At 43.9% G+C, this 19687-nt stretch carries 17 protein-coding genes; 10 read left to right on the top strand and 7 right to left on the bottom strand.

Annotated features, from left to right (window positions below):
* Positions 1 to 96: 96 nt before the first annotated feature.
* A complete protein-coding gene (gene ribA / locus J3U67_RS00630; RefSeq protein WP_267403310.1) occupies positions 97 to 720 on the bottom strand; it encodes a GTP cyclohydrolase II in 624 nt (207 codons plus the stop codon).
* 4 nt (positions 721 to 724) lie between these two features.
* Positions 725 to 1429, bottom strand: coding sequence for a GAF domain-containing protein (locus J3U67_RS00625; RefSeq protein WP_267403308.1), 705 nt, complete (start codon positions 1427 to 1429; stop codon positions 725 to 727).
* A gap of 376 nt (positions 1430 to 1805) precedes the next feature.
* Here J3U67_RS00625 and J3U67_RS00620 point away from each other — a divergent pair, with 376 nt between their 5' ends.
* The 7 genes from J3U67_RS00620 to J3U67_RS00590 all read left to right on the top strand — a co-directional run bounded on the left by J3U67_RS00620 (position 1806) and on the right by J3U67_RS00590 (position 11133).
* Positions 1806 to 1988 (top strand): hypothetical protein, encoded by a 183-nt coding sequence (locus tag J3U67_RS00620; protein WP_100141536.1) that lies wholly within the window; start codon positions 1806 to 1808, stop codon positions 1986 to 1988.
* 527 nt (positions 1989 to 2515) lie between these two features.
* Positions 2516 to 2905 (top strand): YgiW/YdeI family stress tolerance OB fold protein, encoded by a 390-nt coding sequence (locus J3U67_RS00615; protein WP_267403306.1) that lies wholly within the window; start codon positions 2516 to 2518, stop codon positions 2903 to 2905.
* 305 nt (positions 2906 to 3210) lie between these two features.
* Positions 3211 to 4530 carry an SLC13 family permease gene (locus J3U67_RS00610; protein ID WP_267403304.1) on the top strand — a complete coding sequence of 440 codons (1320 nt, stop codon included), beginning with the start codon at positions 3211 to 3213 and terminating at the stop codon, positions 4528 to 4530.
* Positions 4531 to 4877: 347 nt separating this feature from the next.
* Complete coding sequence (locus J3U67_RS00605) at positions 4878 to 6191, top strand: SLC13 family permease (protein WP_267403302.1); 1314 nt, start codon at positions 4878 to 4880, stop codon at positions 6189 to 6191.
* Between the two features lie 187 nt (positions 6192 to 6378).
* Positions 6379 to 7617, top strand: coding sequence for a multifunctional CCA addition/repair protein (locus J3U67_RS00600; RefSeq protein WP_267403300.1), 1239 nt, complete (start codon positions 6379 to 6381; stop codon positions 7615 to 7617).
* A gap of 17 nt (positions 7618 to 7634) precedes the next feature.
* Complete coding sequence (glnD, locus tag J3U67_RS00595) at positions 7635 to 10184, top strand: [protein-PII] uridylyltransferase (RefSeq protein WP_267403373.1); 2550 nt, start codon at positions 7635 to 7637, stop codon at positions 10182 to 10184.
* A 61-nt stretch (positions 10185 to 10245) separates the two neighbouring features.
* A complete protein-coding gene (locus J3U67_RS00590; RefSeq protein WP_267403299.1) occupies positions 10246 to 11133 on the top strand; it encodes an NAD(P)H-hydrate dehydratase in 888 nt (295 codons plus the stop codon).
* 77 nt (positions 11134 to 11210) lie between these two features.
* On the opposite strand, the gene J3U67_RS00585 is transcribed toward J3U67_RS00590, so the two are convergent.
* Genes J3U67_RS00585 through J3U67_RS00575 form a run of 3 tightly spaced genes read right to left on the bottom strand, consistent with a single transcriptional unit; the run spans position 11211 to position 13610 of the window.
* Positions 11211 to 11912 (bottom strand): aspartate/glutamate racemase family protein, encoded by a 702-nt coding sequence (locus J3U67_RS00585; protein ID WP_267389962.1) that lies wholly within the window; start codon positions 11910 to 11912, stop codon positions 11211 to 11213.
* Between the two features lie 34 nt (positions 11913 to 11946).
* Positions 11947 to 12597, bottom strand: a complete 651-nt coding sequence (locus J3U67_RS00580; RefSeq protein ID WP_267389961.1) for an HAD family hydrolase — start codon at positions 12595 to 12597, stop codon at positions 11947 to 11949.
* Positions 12598 to 12632: 35 nt separating this feature from the next.
* Positions 12633 to 13610, bottom strand: coding sequence for a cation diffusion facilitator family transporter (locus tag J3U67_RS00575; protein WP_267389960.1), 978 nt, complete (start codon positions 13608 to 13610; stop codon positions 12633 to 12635).
* Between the two features lie 797 nt (positions 13611 to 14407).
* On the opposite strand from J3U67_RS00575, the gene J3U67_RS00570 reads away from it, so the two are divergent.
* The 3 genes from J3U67_RS00570 to J3U67_RS00560 are packed head-to-tail and all read left to right on the top strand — an operon-like array spanning position 14408 to position 18153.
* Positions 14408 to 15811, top strand: coding sequence for an MBOAT family O-acyltransferase (locus tag J3U67_RS00570; RefSeq protein ID WP_267389959.1), 1404 nt, complete (start codon positions 14408 to 14410; stop codon positions 15809 to 15811).
* Complete coding sequence (locus tag J3U67_RS00565; protein WP_267389958.1) at positions 15798 to 17003, top strand: DUF459 domain-containing protein; 1206 nt, start codon at positions 15798 to 15800, stop codon at positions 17001 to 17003. Before J3U67_RS00570 ends, J3U67_RS00565 begins: the two co-directional genes overlap by 14 nt.
* Positions 16993 to 18153 carry a GDSL-type esterase/lipase family protein gene (locus tag J3U67_RS00560; RefSeq protein WP_267389957.1) on the top strand — a complete coding sequence of 387 codons (1161 nt, stop codon included), beginning with the start codon at positions 16993 to 16995 and terminating at the stop codon, positions 18151 to 18153. The genes J3U67_RS00565 and J3U67_RS00560 overlap by 11 nt, the downstream gene beginning before the upstream one ends.
* A gap of 61 nt (positions 18154 to 18214) precedes the next feature.
* On the opposite strand, the gene nfsA is transcribed toward J3U67_RS00560, so the two are convergent.
* Entirely contained in the window at positions 18215 to 18955 is a 741-nt protein-coding gene (gene nfsA, locus J3U67_RS00555) for an oxygen-insensitive NADPH nitroreductase (RefSeq protein WP_267389956.1), read from the bottom strand.
* Positions 18956 to 18972: 17 nt separating this feature from the next.
* On the bottom strand, positions 18973 to 19575 hold the full coding sequence (gene wrbA / locus J3U67_RS00550; protein ID WP_267389955.1) for an NAD(P)H:quinone oxidoreductase: 603 nt from the start codon (positions 19573 to 19575) through the stop codon (positions 18973 to 18975).
* Between the last annotated feature and the right edge of the window lie 112 nt (positions 19576 to 19687).

Here is a 19687-nt window from a genome sequence, read left to right as displayed (position 1 = left end):
CTTGAAAAGAAGTTTAGATTAGCGGGCGTTTAAAACTAATATAAAAAGTATATTTTTTAAGTTTTAAAACAAATATTTATTGCGATAATAATCTAATTAGTTTGCAAAATGGCCTAGTTTTTCCATTTTGGTGTGCAAATACTGCTGATTTTCAGGATTTTGCCCCACGTGCAAGGGTACGCGCTTGACTACGTTGATGCCCAATGCTTTGAGGGTATCTACTTTGTGCGGGTTATTGGTCATCAGTTGAACTGAACCGATGCTAAGATAATCAAGAATATATTTGGCCAGACTGAAATCACGTGCATCTATAGGCAGTCCTAAGGCCAGATTGGCTTCTACGGTATCCATACCTTCATCCTGAAGCTTGTAAGCTCGAATCTTATTGAGTAAACCTATGCCCCTGCCTTCTTGCCGCAAATAGACAATTACACCACGCCCTGCCTTCTGTACGGCCTTCATGGCTGCTTCTAGCTGTGGCCCGCAATCGCAGCGCCTAGAAAAAAGAGCATCACCGGTCAGGCATTCTGAATGGATGCGGCCAAGAACTGGTTCGCCACTGCTTACATCACCTACTGTAAGTGCAATGTGTTCCTGTTTATTGCGTACATCTTCAAAACCGTACATTGTGAATTCACCCCACTGGGTAGGCAAACGGCATGCGGAAATGAATCTTACGGGGCTGTTATCTTTTATCTGATTTTGTTGTGTTGCTTTCATGTTTTTATCTCTTGATGGAAGTCTCGATGGCCTGATGCAGGTTTTGCAATAATGGAGGAATGACAATGGCTAATGCTGTACAATCTATCAGTTCGGCTTCGGTAATAGCATTGGGCTGTATGTGTGCTGCATATAGTACGCCCAGTACTTGCCCCTGTGAATTGGTAATTGGAATAGCCAGCTGGGAATGAGCAGCCTGCTCGCCAGTTAAGCTGCCATCGCTCAGCCAATGCTGGACATTATTCACCTGATTCAGCCAGCCGGTAGTGGCGGTACGTGCAAATAAATACTGCTGCACCTGTTGCTGGCCGCAAACGATTTGTGCTGGCAGGCTGCTACCACGGGAAAGCAGTCGATACAATTGTCCTGCTATTTCATCCAGCTCATATAAGTATAATGCAAAGATTTCATTATGATGACGGCTGGCTATTGAATCTAAAGCCAAATACATCTGGCGCAAGGTATATGTGCTGTTGTTATTGGTAGTAAAAAGTTCTGTAGGCTGAAGCTGATGCAATGATGCGGTGTTCACTCCTAGTTTTTCTGCAAGACTAAAACCATTTTCCTGATACCAAATTACTGACATATCTATTTCGGCCTGTGCGAGTGTTAAAACCGATTGGGCAGCCAGCATGGCCATCTGCACTTGGTCTGCCGATAATTTTAATCCTTGAGTTTGCAGGTAATCATACACCTGAGCACAAGCCATACGTTTCCTTGGAGATTTCTTTACAAACAAATATTGTAACCGAAAATGATGCTGATTCTAGCAAATATGCTTCAAGCGTCTTTAAAAACTTATTTATTCATTATTAAATTATTTATAAGTTAATGTGATGACAGATATTAATGGTTATTTATCAGTTATTTTCATGAGTGTTGTGATGGTCTAGGTCTGATTGGTTTCAATGATTCTGTGGGGATATTAGGTGATTGTTTCTTTGTATCTGGGTGAAGGATAAATATGGGCCGTTAATTTAATTGTAACAAGTTAAAATAATGTTAAGTACTTGTATTATATTAAATTACATCGAATAATATCTTCACCGTAGTTTCACGGTTACTATTGTGAATAGGAGTAGTATATGAGTAATCTTAAACCTGGCGATAATTCTGGTACCAACGGTGGTATTTATCAAGAAGTTGATCAGCACGGCCATCCTCTGGAAAATTTTGCAACAATTAAGGATCATGAAAAAGCACCACCTACTCAGCACGCAGGTAATTGCTGGAAACTGAAAAGCAGAACACCAGACAGTAAGCATTAGTTTTACTTAGACAGCTATCTGGCTGTGGTTTTTGATGGGTTTATAAATAAAATCTGTGGCAGTCAGATAGCTTAGAAGATTAAAACATTGAAAAATAATATCAATTTTTTGTTTTATTTTTTTGATATTGAAACTGTACTGTGATGGATACGTGAATTAAGAGTATGAAACTCTGCTTTTCTGACTAAATCAACTTTTACATGGATATTACTATATAATGTTTTAAATCTAGTATCCCATTTCTTGTCTACTATTTAGATTTCTTCTCCAGTTTCTTCCTTATTTCTTGCTTAGAATATAGCTATTTGTTATCTCTGCGTTCTCAAATGCTGTCTCCAATATTTGTTTATTTTTTTCGTTAATATTCTGATTTTTCAAATCTATTTTCATAATACTCTTTTGCATTTTCAGCAGATATTAGGTATTTGCCATATAATTTTCTTTACTTTACTTCAAAGTCGATATTTAATACCGTTATTTACTATCAATAACAGAACTAGCTTTGATAAACGTAGAGAGAAATCACCATGAAAAAAATTACTGCATTGTCTGGAATTATTGCAATGGTTTCTATGCCGCTAATAGCTGCCGGTCAAGGAGGATTTACTGGTCCTTCTGTGTCCACGCAAAAGAGTGGATATAAAGACCCTAATGCCGCTGTAACCACTGTTATTCATGCCAAATCTTTGCCTGACGACAGTCGTGTAATTTTGCGTGGCAAAATAACCGAACGTGTTTCGGATGATATGTATAAGTTTAAGGATGCTACTGGGGTAATAGATGTGGATATCGACCAAAAGCGTTGGAACGGACTAAGCGTCGGTCCACAGGATACCGTGGAAATTCAGGGAGAAGTAGATAAGGACTGGAATTCAGTTGAAATCGACGTGAAACATCTTCGTAAGATTGTGCCATAAATCTAGCGATAAACAGCGCCTGCATGTTCAGGAAACGCTATCTATGTTTTGTCTGAGTATGCGTTGATTTTGTTAGCCTGACTATGTATGGCATGGCTTGTAGAAATATGTGACTAAATAATTTAATAAAAAAATATTATGCTGTATGATTAATACTAATTAAAGTATAAGTATATCGGCTTTATGCCACAACTTGAGGAAATGAGTGTGAAAAGGTCGCTACCCAGTTGCTGCTTTGTTGGTAAATATGTTTTGCCAGTTTGAATATATTGATTAAATATAATTTATAAATATCAGGTTTGTTTATGTCTTTTCTGCAAATACTGTCTTTGGTATTGCTGGTATTGATACTGGTGTTATCTATCTGGCGACATGTAAATATTGGTTTATTAGGATTTTGTGCAGCTGCCGTAATGCTGGTGGCTTCACAGACTTATCCTGATAGTGGTATGGCCTCTCAAGCTCAGGCTTTAACTGCTAAAACGGTATTGGCTCATTTCCCAGGATCTATTGTGACGTTGTTAATCGGGGTGTCTTTACTCTTTGCTCATTTTGAACGCAGTGGCAGTCTCAGCTGGATTACCGATAAGGTCTATAAAACAATTGGTAATCATGCGATGCTGATTCCTTGGGTGGGTTATGTGTTTGGTCTGTTTATCTCAACGGCCGGTGCATTTTCTACGGCTACCATTACTTTGCTGGTGCCGATTACGGCTGCTTTGGGCAGACGTTTGCCAAAAATATTTTTTATTTGTGAGGTGGCGGCTGTTGTAGGGGCGAATACTGGGGCATTATCTCCTATTAATCCTGTAGGGATGGTGATTAAAGATGCTGCCAGCCATGCGAATGTGAGTTTCAACGGCTGGCAGCTCTGGATGTTGGGAACGATTGTAAGTGCTGTAACAGTATTGATCTTGCAATTTATTTTTAGCCCTAAAAGAATGACAGATAGCCCAAAAGGCCAAAAACCTGGGCGTGGGCTGGCCCTGTTGAAACCGATAGCGTTGGATAACAGTGAGAAGAAACAATTGTGCCCTTCTTACGCTGTGTGCTCCACTCTGGCTGTATTGCTGTTTATTGTGCTGGTGGTGTTTGCCGATGCTGATGTCGGCCTAACTTCGATTTCGCTGGCTGTGGCTATGATGCTTTTGTTTCCGCAGCAAAGTAAGGATTTTTCTAAAAAAATTCCTTGGAATGCGGTGATTGTGATTAGCGGACTGCTGGTGTTTATTGGGACAATGATGTCAGTACATACGATGACGGCTGTAGAAGAAAGCTTGCTAAGTATGACAAGCAATCAGATTATTCTGCTATTTATCATTGCTTATCTCACGACCTGCCTGAGTAATGTGGAATCATCGACTATCGGGGTAATTAGTTTGATGACGCCGATGATTTTCACCATTTTTGGTGGCTCTGAACATTTACCACTGATTTTGGCAGCCTGTACGGCACCAGCTTTGCTGAGTGTAATCAACCCGATTCATATTGCCGGCACCTTAATCGTCAGCTACACCGATGAGCAGCAACAGGATGCGATGTTTAGGCGTCTGCTGACTATCGCTTTTTTTACAATACCGATTATTCCGGGTGCCACAATGATTTTACCGGCCATTCTGTTCTGAATGTTACCGGCAGTCTGATGTTTTACGGGTGATGGATTGGATTTGTGCATAGAAAATATTTTGTGATTATGCAGCAGGTGCTTAGTTAATGCTTATTTAGCTGATAATTTATTTATTTTCTGATTCATGCTAACAAACTTTATTTTTTAATTTAATTCCAAAAATTAGTGATTAAGTTAATTTTTGTTTGTTTATTTTACCTAGATACTTTATAACGATAAACACATTTATCTTCCTATTTTGCTGTAAGAAACATACTGAAAGCTGAATAAATTTAAATTTTGTTTGATTAGTGTGAATTTCAACGCAACTTTTCTTTTCAGAATGATAACAAATCAGGACTACTTATGAACTTACCACAGATATTATCGCTCGTATTACTGGTTGTGATTTTAATTCTGGCTGTCTGGCGACATGTCAATATTGGTTTGCTAGGGTTCAGTGCAGCAGCTGTAATGGTGATGGTCTCTGCTTTAGGTGCAGATGGTTCCGCTGCTGAGACAGTGCTAAGCAGTAAGGCAGTGCTGAATCATTTTCCCGGTGCCATTGTGACGCTGCTCATTGGTGTATCTTTGTTGTTTGCCCATTTGGAAAAAAGCGGTGGGCTGAGTTGGTTTACCGATAAGGTATACTCAAAAATGGGACATCGAACCCATTTGGTACCATGGATAGGCTATTTTATCGGTTTTGCCATTTCTACAGCCGGCGCGTTTTCTACTGCTTCGATTACTTTGCTGGTTCCTATAATAGCAGCTCTGGGCAGAAAACATCCCCGATTATTTTTTATCTGTGAAATGGCTGCAATCATCGGGGCGAATACTGGAGCTCTGTCTCCTATTAATCCCACTGGACAGGTTATTCTTGAGGCAGCAAAAAAAGCTCAAGTCATCTATAGCCCATGGCTAGTATGGTTTCTGGGGATGGTGCTCAGTTTTGTGCTGGTTATCGCTTTACAGATAGTTTTCCAAGATAAACGGGTAGTTGATGTATCCGAAGTGAACAAGGGCAAAAAGGGTTATCTGTTACTTAAACCTGTGACTCAGGAAAGTTGTGATAATCATCAATTGCAGCCTTTTTATGCACTTTGTTCGACAATTGCGGTGCTGATTTTTCTGTTTCTGGTGATTTTTGCTAAGGCTAATGTTGGTTTAACTGCATTAACGTTAGCTGTGGTGATGATGCTGTTTTTCCCTAAAAACAGTAAGGATTTTGTGAAAAAGATTCCTTGGAATGCGGTAGTAGTAATCAGCGGGCTTTTGGTTTTTATCGGTACGATGATGCAGATTGATACCATGAAAGCTGTAGAACAGGGACTATTGAGTATGACCAGCAGTAAAATTGCGCTATTGTTTATGCTGGCCTATCTGACCACCTTCCTCAGTAATGTTGAATCGTCTACTCTTGGTGTAATCAGTCTGATGATTCCGATGGTATTCACGATTTTCGGAGACTCACCACAGATTTCCCTGATTCTAGCAGCTTGTGCGGCTCCGGCTATGCTGAGTGTGGTTAATCCGATTCATATTGCAGGCACACTTGTTGTGAGTGTTACGGATGAAAAACAGCAGGAAACGATGTTTAAACGCTTACTGATTATCGCTTTTGCTACAGTACCGTTTTTCCCTGGTCTGGCTATGATTGTGCCGGCCATCATGATGTAAACTGATAATGAAATACACACATTTGCCGATGAATAAGCGCTGTTGGTGATACGGCTGGTAATTTCTGTTTTCTCTCTGTAGTTTTGCTGCTTAAGACAGGTGGACAGTTTGAGGGAATGCAAAAAGCGGTTAACAATTGGGCAGGAGTACGGCACAATTGACTTCTGTTTTCGACTGATATTTTCATATGCAGATTTATTTGGTTGGTGGTGCGGTAAGAGATAAATATTTGCAGCGTCCTGTGTCTGACCGCGACTGGGTAGTAGTGGGTGCCACGGCAGTAGAAATGTCTGAGGCTGGCTATCAGCCGGTGGGCAAAGATTTTCCGGTGTTTCTACATCCGCAAACACACGAAGAATATGCGCTGGCGCGTACAGAACGCAAAGTCGCCGCAGGCTACAGTGGATTTACTTTCCATGCAGCAGCAGATGTGACGCTGGAGCAGGATTTAAAACGGCGTGATTTAACCATCAATGCAATGGCAGAGGATTCTGAAGGCCATCTGATTGACCCTTATCATGGTCTGGAAGACTTACGTCGTGGAATTTTGCGCCATGTTAGCCCTGCTTTTGCTGAAGACCCAGTGCGCATTCTGCGCATTGCCCGCTTTGCGGCTCGTTATGGCTTTCAGGTAGCAGATGAAACCATGGGGTTGATGCGACAAATGGTGGACAACGGGGAAGTCAACGCACTGGTCGCAGAAAGAGTATGGCAGGAACTGGCTAAGGGATTGATGGAAAACCAGCCGCGTCTGATGATTGAAGTTTTGCGTGCCTGCGGTGCCCTGAAAATTATTCTGCCAGAAGTAGATGCTTTGTTTGGGGTACCACAACGAGCTGTGCATCATCCAGAAATAGATGCGGGTGAGCACACGCTACTAAGCCTTCAGTATGCTGCGGAACACGATTATTCATTACCCGAACGTTATGCAGCCCTCACCCATGATTTAGGTAAAGCGTTAACTCCTAAGGATAAGCTACCTGGTCATCCTGGACACGATTATGCTGGAATCAAGCTAGTGGAAGCTGTTAATCAGCGCTGGCAGGTTCCCAAAGCCTGTGCCCAGTTAGCTTTACTGATATGCAGCTATCACATCAGGCTGCACAGTGTGGGACAGTTGAAACCCAAAACTGTTTTGGAGATTCTCAAGCAAACTGATGCGTTACGGCGTCCACAACGCTTTGCTCAAATTCTGCGAGTCTGTGTGGCCGATGTCCGTGGTCGGCTGGGTTTTGAGCAACAACCTTATCCGCAGCAGCAACACTGGCTGGCATTACAGTCGGCAGCCATGGCAGTTGATGCTGCGGCCATTGCACGAGCTTCTGATAATCCGCAACATATTGCGCATGCTATAGAACGAGCGCGGCTACATCAAATCAGCCCATTGCAGAATGCTTATCGTCAATCACAATCTAATGGCTATTAATTATGGTAGTTGCAACGTTGGTTACTTCTCTGGCCGATAAATTAAAACTGCATAAACAGCAGGCTGCCGAAACTTACCGGCGACGGAAGCATCCCTTTGTTTACTTCCGCCAGCACACGCAAATTATTTCTGAAATACTGACTACTTTGTGGCAGCACTTTTTTGCCGAGCAGGAATTATGTTTACTGGCAATAGGTGGTTTCGGCCGTGGTGAGATGTATCCATATTCAGACGTGGATATGGCTATTGTTAGTAGAGAGCCAGTCAGTGATATGTTGCAACATCAGATCGCTGCATTTATTCAGATTTTGTGGGACATTCATCTGCAACCTGCTGCCAAAGTAGGTACGATTGATGAATTATGCGAAAGCGCACGGCAGGATTTAACCGGCGATTCCGCATTGCTAGAAAGCCATTATTTGTGTGGCAGCCGGCAGCTGGCGACAGAGTTAATCCATCAACTGGATTTACAGCGTGATGTCGCTGCATTTACAGAAGGTAAAATACTGGAGCAGAGCCAACGTTATACAAAAGCTTCTGGTGAAGCCAGCTTGTTAGAAGCTAATGTAAAAACGACTCAGGGTGGTTTACGTGATATTCATACTTTATTGTGGCTGGCAAAAGTACAGGGACTACCGCCCCAGATTCATGATTTGATGCGTAATGCCATTCTAAACCGCACCGAGGCAAGATTGCTACTCAGCTGCCAGAAGCAGCTTGCCAGAATCCGCATTGAGCTGCATTTGACCGCAAAACGAGCTGAAGACCGGCTGATTTTCGACCTTCAGACACAGGTGGCAGAAAATCTGGGATATGTGGATGATACAAATTCACGTGCCAGTGAAAAGCTGATGCATGATTTTTACCGCGCCATTAAAGGTGTAAAACAACTCAGTGGCATTCTGGTGCCGATGCTGCGAGACCGCGTCTATGCCACGTTGCCTCGCGTAGTTGTGGAGCTGGATGAACATTATTATCAAGTTGGCAATATGCTGGCGGTACACAACCTTGAGCTTTTTCGGCATAAGCCGGAGCATATTTTTATCAGTCTGCGGATTGCACAGGAACACAGCGATATTATTGGTCTGGCACCAAAAACCCTGCGAGCATGGTGGGCTGCAGCTCATCAGCAAGTGAATGAAGCGTTTTATCAGAATCCAATCAATCGCGAATGCTTTGCTGGCTTCTTCCGGCATGGCAATGGTCTGACGCACTTACTTAGATTTATCAATCTGTATGGTGTGCTAGGCAAGTATCTGCCGGCGTGGGAAAAAATTGTGGGTTTACTGCAACACGACCTGTTTCATATCTATCCGGTAGACGACCATATTTTAATGGTGGTGCGTAATATGCGCCGTTTGGCTATGGAACGACACAGCCATGAACAGCCATTTGCTTCTACTTTGATGCATGCTTTTGAACGCAAGCACATTTTATATATGGCGGCATTGTTTCATGATATAGCTAAAGGACGTGGCGGCGATCACGCCGTGAAAGGCGTAGCTGATGCACGTTCCTTTGCAAAAGATCATTTTCTGGATGCAGAGGAAAGTGATTTGCTTGCATGGTTGGTGGAACAGCACCTGTTGATGTCGATGACTGCGCAAAAAGAAGATATTCAAGACCCTGAAGTAGTAGCTCGATTTAGTAATCAAGTTAAAACAATTGAACGGTTGACCGCATTGTATTTGCTTACGGTTGCAGATATTCGCGGTACTAATCCAAAAATCTGGAATTCATGGAAAGCCAGCCTACTGGAAAGTTTATATAAAGCCGCACTGCATTACCTAAACGGTAGACAGAGTAACCGGCAGACAGCCATTCTTGACCGGCGTCAGCAGGCGATGCATGAATTAAGCCAGTATCAAATCAGCGAGTCACAGCAGCGTGAACTGTGGCATATTCTCGGGCAGGCGTATTTTGCACGCCATGAATGGCAGGATATTTTGTGGCATTTGTCCAAAATCATCAATTATGAGCAGCAGCCACAGGCACATAGTCAGTGGCTTCCGGATACAAATACATTAAAAGTGATGGTTTATATGCCAAACCGGCCAAAACTCTTTACAGAGCTGGCTTCAGTGTTTAGTGAGGCAGGAATGAATATCCTGACTGCGCGTGCTTATATTACCGACCACAACTTTATTCTGGATACTTTTATTCTACAATTTCCATCTGGCCTCAGCACTGCTGATTACCTCAGTATTCAGAATAAAACTGAGCTGGCACTAAACCAGTTTGTGAATGGCAATCTGTCGATGAGTGCTGCCACTCCGGCTAGTCTGAGCCGGCGCAGCAGGCATATGCCGATAGCGCCCCGCATTACCATCGATGAGGAAGATAACCCTGGCTGGTATAATTTACACATCATTACGGCTAATCGACGCTTTTTATTGGCCAATATTGCCGCAGTGTTATCAGAGCTGAATATCAGCATCCGATTTGCCAAAATCACCACATTGGACGAACGTGTAGAAGACAGCTTTCTGGTGTATGCGCCCCATCTAGCAGATACCCAGCAGCAATTACAGTTAAAAAATGCACTGCTAGACCAGCTTCTGTGCTGAACAAGACAATGTAGTAACGGCCTAAAAATTACAGGTAAACAATACATATAGTGAAGAGATAATGAACACATTCAGGACTGACAGGGAATTATTACGCCAATGGCAGCGGCTGGCACGCAGTCAGTTTCCTGCTATATGCCAACCTCGTCCTGCAGAAAGCCATAAAGGTACCTTTGGTACACTGGGTATTATTGGTGGCGCTGAAGGCATGGCTGGATCGGTTTCTTTGTCGGCTGTAGCAGCTTTGCATTGTGGATGCGGTAAAGTCTGGCTAGGCTTTAACCAGCCTTTTTTACCCTTACCGGTACTGGCACAACAGCCGGAAATTATGCTAGCTACTGCTGAGCAACTGCTGCAACGCTCAGACATTAGTGCATGGGTAATCGGTTGTGGTTTGGGCACACAAGAATCGGCTGTATCAGTACTGACAGCATGCCTGCAACAACACAATATAGTTACGTTGTTGGATGCAGATGCGCTTAATCTGCTGGCACAGCAGCCAGATATCCTGACCGGTAGAAAGAATAAACACAATATTATACTGACACCTCATCCCGGAGAAGCCTCTCGCTTGCTGCAATGCAGCATCAGTGAAATACAAGGAAACCGCAACCAAGCAGTATGCCGATTGGCAGCAAAATATAATGCATGGGTTGTTTTGAAAGGACATCAAAGCCTGATCGCTTCACCTAACGGGCAAGTTTGGCAGAATAACAGTGGCAATCCCGGGCTAGCTACGGCTGGCAGTGGAGATGTGCTCGCCGGAATTATCGGAAGTCTATTGGCGCAACAAATACCATTGGAGCAAGCCGTTTATGCTGGTGTGTGGTTACATGGTACAGCTGCCGATATCCTTGCTGCCAATGAAATTGGCCCTATTGGTTTATGTGCCGGTGAAATTGCCCCAGCTGTACGCTGGCTGAGAAACCGCCTGAGTGAAACTAATTGAATAGTAAACAAGCCGGATATTTGGATAAGTAACCGGCTTTGACTTTCCTTCTAAAGGTTTATTGTACGAAAGGGCTATTATTGCTTATCTGCCAGTGCCCAGTTCACGGCCGCAGTAGCGTGGATGGCAGTTGTATCAAAAACAGGCACCGGACTATCTGCTTCAGATACCAGCAACATGATTTCAGTACAACCAAGAATTATGGCCTCTGCTCCCGCATCTACCAAATGTTGAATAATCTGCCGATACTGCTGGCGCGACTCTTCACGAATAATGCCGGACACCAGTTCGTTATATATGATTTTATGCACTGTTTGGCAATCATGATCATTTGGAATCAGTACCTGCAAACCATATTTATCGGTGAGCCGTCCTTTGTAGAAGTCCTGCTTCATGGTAAATTCCGTACCCAGCAACCCGACTTTGCGAAGTTTTTGGCGGCAAATTTGTTCGGCAGTAGCATCGGCTATGTGTAGCAATGGAATGCAAACACTGTTTTGCACTTGCTCCGCCATACGATGCATGGTGTTGGTGCAAATAACGATACATTCTGCACCGCCCTGCTGCAACTGACGCGCGGCATGGCACATTTTTTCAGCCAACTTATCCCACTGACCCTGATGCTGTAACGCTTCTATTTCTGCGAAATCAACAGACAACATAATGCTTTGAGCTGAATGGGTACTGCCTAGTCGATCACGTACCTGCTCATTTATCATGCGGTAATATTCCGCAGAACTTTCCCAGCTCATGCCGCCAATTAAACCGATGATTTTCATTATTAACCCCCTTGAAATACATCTAAAAAATTATTTATTTTAATAATTTGAGAATTTGTTCAGGCTTCTCAATCACATAATCAGCTGGCCAACTCGCTGTATCGTCTGTGGCACTGATGTAACCCCAGTTTGCCAATACGGTAATCATACCGGCTTGACGTCCTGCTTGCATATCACGTTCAGCATCACCAACATACATACAATTTTCCGGTGCCACACCGATTTGTCTGCAGGCGTAAAACATCGGTATGGTGCTGGGCTTGGGAGCGCTGGTGGTATCACCACTTACAACTACAGATGGTTTAACACTATATTCTAATTTTGGAAGCAGGCGGTCAGTAAACACATGTGGTTTGTTGGTAATAATGCCCCAGACAATATTTTGCTCAGCTAACTTGAGCAAAAGCTCATTGACACCTCCAAACAATACAGTTTCATCAGTAAAGTGCAGCTCGTATTCGGCCAGAAAATCACGCCGCAAAGTGGCAAATTCAGGATGATCCGGTTGCCATCCAGTTCCTAGCGTGATCAGGCCGGAAGCACCATGGCTGGCTACCGGTCGAATTTCGGTCATGCTTTTTTGCGGCAGATGCTGCTTTTCCAAAACTCGGTTGAGAGTGGTACCCAAATCTGGGGCAGTATCTGCAAGTGTGCCATCTAAATCAAATAATACCGCTTTAATCATGATTTCGTTTCCATCCATGAGCTGCATGTATTGTATTAATGTGCATGTTGATGAGCAACAGAAGGCATGCAGCATAACAAATTGTCACTGTGCGTATGGGCATTGCTTTCCGTCTGTACTGTTACATGATGGATATCATGTTTGAGCAGAACAGAGGCAAGCTCATTCACTAGTTTCTCTGCTTCGGCAACGGTAATGGTACCATCCACAACGATATGACAAGACAATGCGTTCATATTACTGGTAATTGTCCATGCATGTAAATCATGCACGGCCTTGATTCCTGGCATGGCCAATATCACATTGCCTAGCTGCTCAAGTTCGATGTCGTCTGGGGTTCCTTCCATTAGAATACGCAATGTTGTTTTCAGAATACCGATACCACTGTAAGCAATCAAACAGGCCACTACTACACTGGCCAACGGGTCTGCCCAACGCCAGCCGAACAGCATCATGAGTATGGCCGCAACGATCGCCCCTACAGATCCGAGTAAATCACCCAGCACATGTAAAAAAGCACCGCGCATATTTACATTATGCTCGGTCTCAGTACTTCGATGCATATACCACGCGATAGCGATATTCACCAGCAAACCCAAGACACTGATAATCAGCATGCCACGAGTAGCAATGGCTGGTGGATTAACGAAACGGCCAATGGCTTCATAGACAATCAATACTGCAATCACCATCAGTGCGATGCCGTTAACGGCTGCGGCAATAATCTCAAAACGCTTATAACCGAATGTCTGCCGCTGATTAACCGGCCGTTCACTCAGATGAAATGCTATTAGAGACAATGCCAGTGCTAGCGCATCGGAAAACATATGGCCGGCATCGGAAAGCAGCGCTAGACTATTGGTTAACCAGCCACCGATGATTTCCACCAGCATATAAGCCCCGATAACCAACAATGAAACACGCAGCACCTGCTTATCCGCGGCGTGTGCTCCAAGATGATGGTGATGCCCGCTTTCATGAGTGTGCTCATGAGTACGATTGTGTTGGTGCATAGTAAGCCTTATCTAAAATAGCCTGAGAATGCTTCAGGCTAAACCCTGACGTAAGGTAAAAGTCAATTACTGATATCAGCCGAGCTGAGGACAAATGATGGCATAATGCATTAAAGATACAGAAATTTATTGCCACAGATTAGCTGAGCTTTTGGATAATAGCAAAAAAAAAATAAACCTACTGCTATTTCAATTCACTTAATATAAAAAGCTTTCACTGAGACTGGTCAAACAACAATAGATAGTGCGGTTATGTTGATATATGATAACTATAGTTATATTCTAAAATAAAATTTTTTTGGATAACAAAATTTTATATTTGAATTTCGTTACAATATTTCACACTTACAGGTAAAATAGTCACTTTCTAATTTGATGCAATTTTGCCCCACCATGGCTCTATCAATATAGAAATTTACAGCCAATCTAGATTAACCGAAAAGAATGTTATTCAGCAGCCTCAGAACGAAACAAACACAGTATTCCGAACCAGAACGGTGAAAAATTTTTATTCAGAAATCAATTAAGCCACTACAGTAGAATCTTTGTTTGCAACTTCGAGTGATATACAGCCTAAATCTCTGTGTCCTGCCGATAGGCATAAACATGAATTAACTGATTTTAAACAGAAACTTTTCTGCTTATATGTTTGGCATGGTTAAACAATCTCTTTTTTATTTTTGCTTATTGGCTTCATGTTTAGCTTTATATCCATCGAATTTAGTCTGTGTTTCATTGTTTTTTTCTGCCTATATTGGCTTCTGGGCGCCAGACCAAGGATCCAGAATTTTCTTTTATTGTGTACCAGTTATCTGATTGTGTATCTATGCGGTAGACTGCCGGCTCTGGCCACCCTATTAATATATACATTTATCATTTATGTGATATCAGCCTGCATTAATCGCAGTAAAAAACCGAGAATCTGGCTGATATCTGGAATTACCATTACCATTCTGCAACTGATATTGTGGAAATATTCCGATTTTTTCTCTGCACAAATAAACGAGAATTCGGATTGGTTTAGGAGTAACACAGACTGGATAGCTAATGTTATATTACCGCTGGGCTTATCCTATTATTCATTTCAAGCAATTAGCTATCTGGTTTCTCTTTATCAACTTCGCAATGGTAGACAAATAGCCGGCCAGCCTTTATCTTTGTCTGCTCTGGCATTGCATCTTGCTTTTTTTCCGACCATCACCGCAGGGCCAATTGCTCGCGCTTATGATGCTCGTGGTTTAACGGACATATCTGGTCAGCCCTGTGGCATGGCCGCGCAAATCCAAGCTGTAGAACGCCGCCGTATTTTGGCCCCAGCAGTGGCTTTGTGTCTGATTGCAATGGCACTGACGAAAAACTGGTGGTTTTCGGGCTGGATTGGAGATAACTGGGTGGATCCGGTTTTTGCCAATCCCATGCAGTATCAGAGTTTGGAAATACTGGCTGCCATTTACGGTTATACTTTACAGCTGTTTTTTAATTTTTCAGGCTACAGCGACCTGATGGTAGGCATGGGTCTGCTGTTGGGCTTTCGCTTGCCGCTTAACTTCCGTTCGCCGTTATTAGCTTATAATATTCGCGATTTTTGGAAGCGCTGGCACATCAGCCTGTCTACATGGATTAGGGATTACATATTTATTCCGTTAGGTGGCAGCCGGAGCAGCTATATACGCACACAGCTTAATCTGCTTATTGCAATGGCATTATCCGGTATTTGGCATGGCAATGGCTGGCCATTCCTCATCTGGGGATTATTGCATGGTACAGGGATGATATTGCTAAACCTGAGCGATTGGCTATATAGCCGTCTACGTCACTGTACTGCTGAACAGGCACGCGATAGTCTGAGCAAAAGTGGCCGTGTAGGCAAAATTTTAAGCATCATCATTACAGTACATTTCGTGTGTTTCTGTTTTGTGTTTTTTCGGGCACCCACCCTTAACGATGCTTTAATGTTGCTGCACGCTTTGTTCTGTAATTATATTAACGTACCGCTAAGTACCAACCCTTTCTACTTTTTCAGCCTGTTGCTGCTGGCCTGGATAGCTTATCCATTGCTAAACAGACTGACCAAACAGTTATTCCAGCGTGCAGAGAGTTTACCGCGCTACAGTCTGATTGTGCCTTTATTATTGCTGCTGGTGCTGATATTAATCTGTGCTCCGGCCGGAATTCCGGGATTTATCTATGCAAACTTCTAAATATCGCCGTCTGCCGACCTACCATAGTCATAATCAGAAAAAAAAATATACTCAGTTTGAGCAAATGCCCGTGGTAAGCGTGAAAACAGTGACCACAGTACCCATGGTAGTGGCATCCGATGAAGAATCAGAATCAAAGGTACAACCACCCAAAAGCAACAAACAGCAGTTTCGGTATGTTTTGCTAAGCTTAATCCTCGCTGCCGGCTTATCTTTATGGTTGATGCAGGATTCAGTAGAAAACTATTATCAGCAGACGTATCATAAAAACAGTATTTTATCCAAACTAAAACAATATTCGTGGTGGCAAGCAGGCGCCAAAGCAGTATTGGTACTCAATAGTGGTATCAGTTGGCTGAATCAGAACATTACATCTGCCAATCACAATGTCACAACAAGCTTTAATCAGCATGTTGCTGATGCAGATAAAAATAAGACCACCATTACACAAAAACCACAGTTGACAGTGCAGCAGAATCTGCAACAGACAGCTAAACCAGACAGTATCAAATCAGCTTTCACACTGGGTGCCGAAGATGAAGTATTCTTTGCCGGTGATTCCTTAATGCAGGGGGTGGCGCCACATATCCAGAAATGGCTAAGCGAAGGCTATGGTATCAAAAGCATTAATCTTGCCAAGCAAAGCACTGGACTCACCTATCCTGGCTTTTTCAACTGGCCTGAAACCATCGCTCGTACCTTAAATGACAATCCCCGCATTAAGATTATGGTAATATTTCTGGGGCCAAACGACCCGTGGGATATTCCTGATCCGCATAATGGCACTCGCTTTATCAGCTTTGCTTCTGCGCGCTGGGAAAGCATGTACCGCAGCCGCATACAAACGATTATGGACACTGCCCGCCAGCATCAGGTAACTGTGCTATGGCTTACCCCGCCGGATATGCGCCGCCATAAACTTAATCAGCAAATGGTTTACCTGCGTCAGTTGACTACTGACGAGGTAATGCGAAATCATGGTTTTGTTGTTGATACCCGCGCCATGCTCGGTAGCAATGGAGATGAATATACTGATACCTTGATGCAACCAAATGGCAAAAAAATCAAAACCCGTAGTGCAGATGGTATTCATTTCACCATCTCAGGGCAGAAAATTATTGCTAGAGATATTTTCCACCGCTTTATCTTACCGGCACAGCCAAATAAAAACGATTACTCAAATGTACACTAAAACACATTTAGCTATCCTAAGCTGCTGCTTGTGGATTATGGCCTGCTCTGCCGATCCGGCTCCGGCTCAATCTAGCCGTAATCACCATAGTACAGCTTTACCGGACAATAACAGGGCACAGCTGGCAAAGGCCTTTAAGAAAAAAAGTATTAACATCGTACAGCTAGGAGACTCGCATACAGCTGCTGATTACCTCACAGACGCTGCCCGTGTACGCTTGCAACAGCAGCTGGGCAACGGCGGCCCGGGCTGGGCTATGCCTACTCAGTTTCCCGGTATGCGGCTGGCAAGCTATATCTATCAGAATCAGGGCTGGCAGGCTATATCTAGCCGCACGGACACCAACATAAACTATGCGCTCGGCGGCCTGATTGCTACTCCTGCCGTCGGTTCAGTAATGACTATAGCAACCAAAGAACCAGAAGCTGAGCAAACTGTAACAGTCAGCATCCGGCAAGGGCCGAACGATGAAGATTTATCCGTTACCGATAGCAACGGCCAGCAGATTGAACTGGCCGCCCATCCTAAGGATAATCAGTGGCATTTCAGCCAGTTTAATGCCCGTTTTCCGATTACCGTCAAAGCAGGCATGAATTTTCAGACTGCCATCGGTGGCTGGTGGGCACGTAATCAAAACAAGCAAGGGGTAGTATTTTCGGCACTTGGAATCAACGGTTTTCAGCTCAACCAATGGAATCGCTGGAATACAACGGCGTGGCAGCAAGAACTGAACGTTATAGCTCCAGACCTCATTATTTTGGCCTTCGGTACCAACGAAGCCTACAACAATCTAGACACCGCCACAGTAAAACAGAATCTTATCGAAACCATTGCTCTCATCCGTACCGCCTCACCCAATAGCGCTATCATGCTGCTAGGTGCTCCAGAAAGCCTTAAAAGTACTGCTGGTGCATGCGGCGTACGTCCAGAAAAACTAACCGAGCTGCAAAACATGCAGAAAGAAGTAGCGCAAAATCAGCATACTTTCTACTGGGACTGGCAGGCTGTCATGGGTGGCGAATGCAGTATGAAAACATGGATTGGTGAGGGGTTAGCGCGTAGCGATGGTGTGCATTTCACAGCCAGTGGTTATCAACGTCTGGGTGAGGCACTGGCCGACAGCATACTAGCATTACCACAGCATCGTTAACGCTTTATCAAATACAAAACACCTGTCCAGACAACACGGACAGGTGTTTTTTCCAATCAGCTTAGCGTGTGGCCAGCCCCTGCTGATGCAAAAATGGCAGAATATGCGGGCGCACCGGCTGAGCAAAATTATTGGCAACGGCCTTACTCCAATTGAGATCCAGACCACTACGATCACGATAATACTGCGTCAGCTGCTCATCATAGGCAGCCAGCTTAGCCGGATCAAGCGGACGATAGCGGTTTTCACTCACCAGCGTCTCCAAAGGCAGGCGCGGACGATACATCGGATCCTGTGCCGGATATCCCAGACACAACCCAAACAGCGGAAATGTTAGTGACGGTAATTCCAGAATTTCAGCTGCACGGGCTGTATCATTGCGTAAAGAACCAATATACACACCACCCAGACCCAGTGATTCCGCAGCCAGCAAACAGTTCTGAGCCATGATACCTGCATCAACTGAGCCAATAATCATCGCTTCAGTCCAATCAAGCTGCGCTTCCGGAAAAGCCAGCCGGTGTCTGGTATAGTCTACACAAAATACCCAAAATTCAGCCGCCGTACGCACATATTTCTGATTGGCAGCCACTTCGCACAAAGCCGCACGCTTATCTGCATCTGTGACACGGATAATATGTGTACTTTGCATAAAACTAGAAGAAGACGCCGCCCGTCCTGCCTCCCATATAGCTTCACGCTGCTCATCAGTTAAAGCTTCTTCAGTAAATTTACGAATTGAGCGGTGGCGATAAATTGTGGGCAAAGTAGCCGCACTCTTCAAATTGGTGTGATAAGTCATAATTATTCCTAAAACGATTATTTGCGTGCCAGCCGCAAAGTTAGCTCTGCTAGCCGTTTACCCTGAGCAAATGCCAGCGCTTCTTCAGCTTCACTTAACTGAGTGTTGTTGTGCATTCCGGCTACATGGCTGGCACCATAGGGCGTACCACCACTATGTGTAGCATTAAGCTGTGGCTCGCTAAACGGAATCCCGCATATCAACATCCCATGATGCAGCAATGGCGTTATCATACTCAGCAAAGTACTCTCCTGTCCGCCATGCAAACTAGTAGTGCTGGTAAACACACAGGCAGGCTTGCCAATCAGGCTGCCGGCCAACCACAGACTACTGGTGCTGTCGAGAAAATATTTCACCGGTGCGGCACAATTGCCAAAACGGGTAGGACTACCCAGCGCCAATGCGGCACAATCCTGCAACTCTTCAAGCGTAACATAGGGTGCACCTTCATCCGGAATGACGGCAGCAGTTGCCTCACATTCAGCCGATACCTTAGGTACAGTACGCAACAAAGCTTCACAACCAGCCACACTATTTATACCTCGTGCCAGCGCTAGCGCCAGATTGCGGGTACTGCCAGATAAACTGTAATACACCACTAGAATAGGCAAATCTTTCATCAAGCGCTCCTGAAACTGTTTTCATGCCATTATTGTGCCGTAACTGCCCCTACTTGAACAGTCAGCACCGAAATTCTGCTGCAAAACCACATTTTTGGTTACAATCAGTTAG

The sequence above is a fragment of the Snodgrassella sp. B3837 genome (genome assembly GCF_026535955.1).
In the GTDB taxonomy this organism is placed as follows: domain Bacteria; phylum Pseudomonadota; class Gammaproteobacteria; order Burkholderiales; family Neisseriaceae; genus Snodgrassella; species Snodgrassella alvi_E.
Note: the sequence above shows the minus strand (reverse complement) of the source record. Positions and strands in the feature narration are given on the sequence as shown.

Bases quoted from the DNA above. Each gene is read 5' to 3' on its own strand.
- ribA (WP_267403310.1), bottom strand. From the start codon at position 720: ATGAAAGCAACACAACAAAATCAGATAAAAGATAACAGCCCCGTAAGA.
- wrbA (WP_267389955.1), bottom strand. From the start codon at position 19,575: ATGAAAGATTTGCCTATTCTAGTGGTGTATTACAGTTTATCTGGCAGT.
- J3U67_RS00575 (WP_267389960.1), bottom strand. From the start codon at position 13,610: ATGCACCAACACAATCGTACTCATGAGCACACTCATGAAAGCGGGCAT.
- J3U67_RS00625 (WP_267403308.1), bottom strand. From the start codon at position 1,429: ATGGCTTGTGCTCAGGTGTATGATTACCTGCAAACTCAAGGATTAAAA.
- J3U67_RS00610 (WP_267403304.1), top strand. From the start codon at position 3,211: ATGTCTTTTCTGCAAATACTGTCTTTGGTATTGCTGGTATTGATACTG.
- J3U67_RS00565 (WP_267389958.1), top strand. From the start codon at position 15,798: ATGCAAACTTCTAAATATCGCCGTCTGCCGACCTACCATAGTCATAAT.
- J3U67_RS00600 (WP_267403300.1), top strand. From the start codon at position 6,379: ATGCAGATTTATTTGGTTGGTGGTGCGGTAAGAGATAAATATTTGCAG.
- J3U67_RS00615 (WP_267403306.1), top strand. From the start codon at position 2,516: ATGAAAAAAATTACTGCATTGTCTGGAATTATTGCAATGGTTTCTATG.
- J3U67_RS00580 (WP_267389961.1), bottom strand. From the start codon at position 12,597: ATGATTAAAGCGGTATTATTTGATTTAGATGGCACACTTGCAGATACT.
- J3U67_RS00590 (WP_267403299.1), top strand. From the start codon at position 10,246: ATGAACACATTCAGGACTGACAGGGAATTATTACGCCAATGGCAGCGG.
- nfsA (WP_267389956.1), bottom strand. From the start codon at position 18,955: ATGACTTATCACACCAATTTGAAGAGTGCGGCTACTTTGCCCACAATT.
- J3U67_RS00620 (WP_100141536.1), top strand. From the start codon at position 1,806: ATGAGTAATCTTAAACCTGGCGATAATTCTGGTACCAACGGTGGTATT.
- J3U67_RS00585 (WP_267389962.1), bottom strand. From the start codon at position 11,912: ATGAAAATCATCGGTTTAATTGGCGGCATGAGCTGGGAAAGTTCTGCG.
- J3U67_RS00605 (WP_267403302.1), top strand. From the start codon at position 4,878: ATGAACTTACCACAGATATTATCGCTCGTATTACTGGTTGTGATTTTA.
- J3U67_RS00560 (WP_267389957.1), top strand. From the start codon at position 16,993: ATGTACACTAAAACACATTTAGCTATCCTAAGCTGCTGCTTGTGGATT.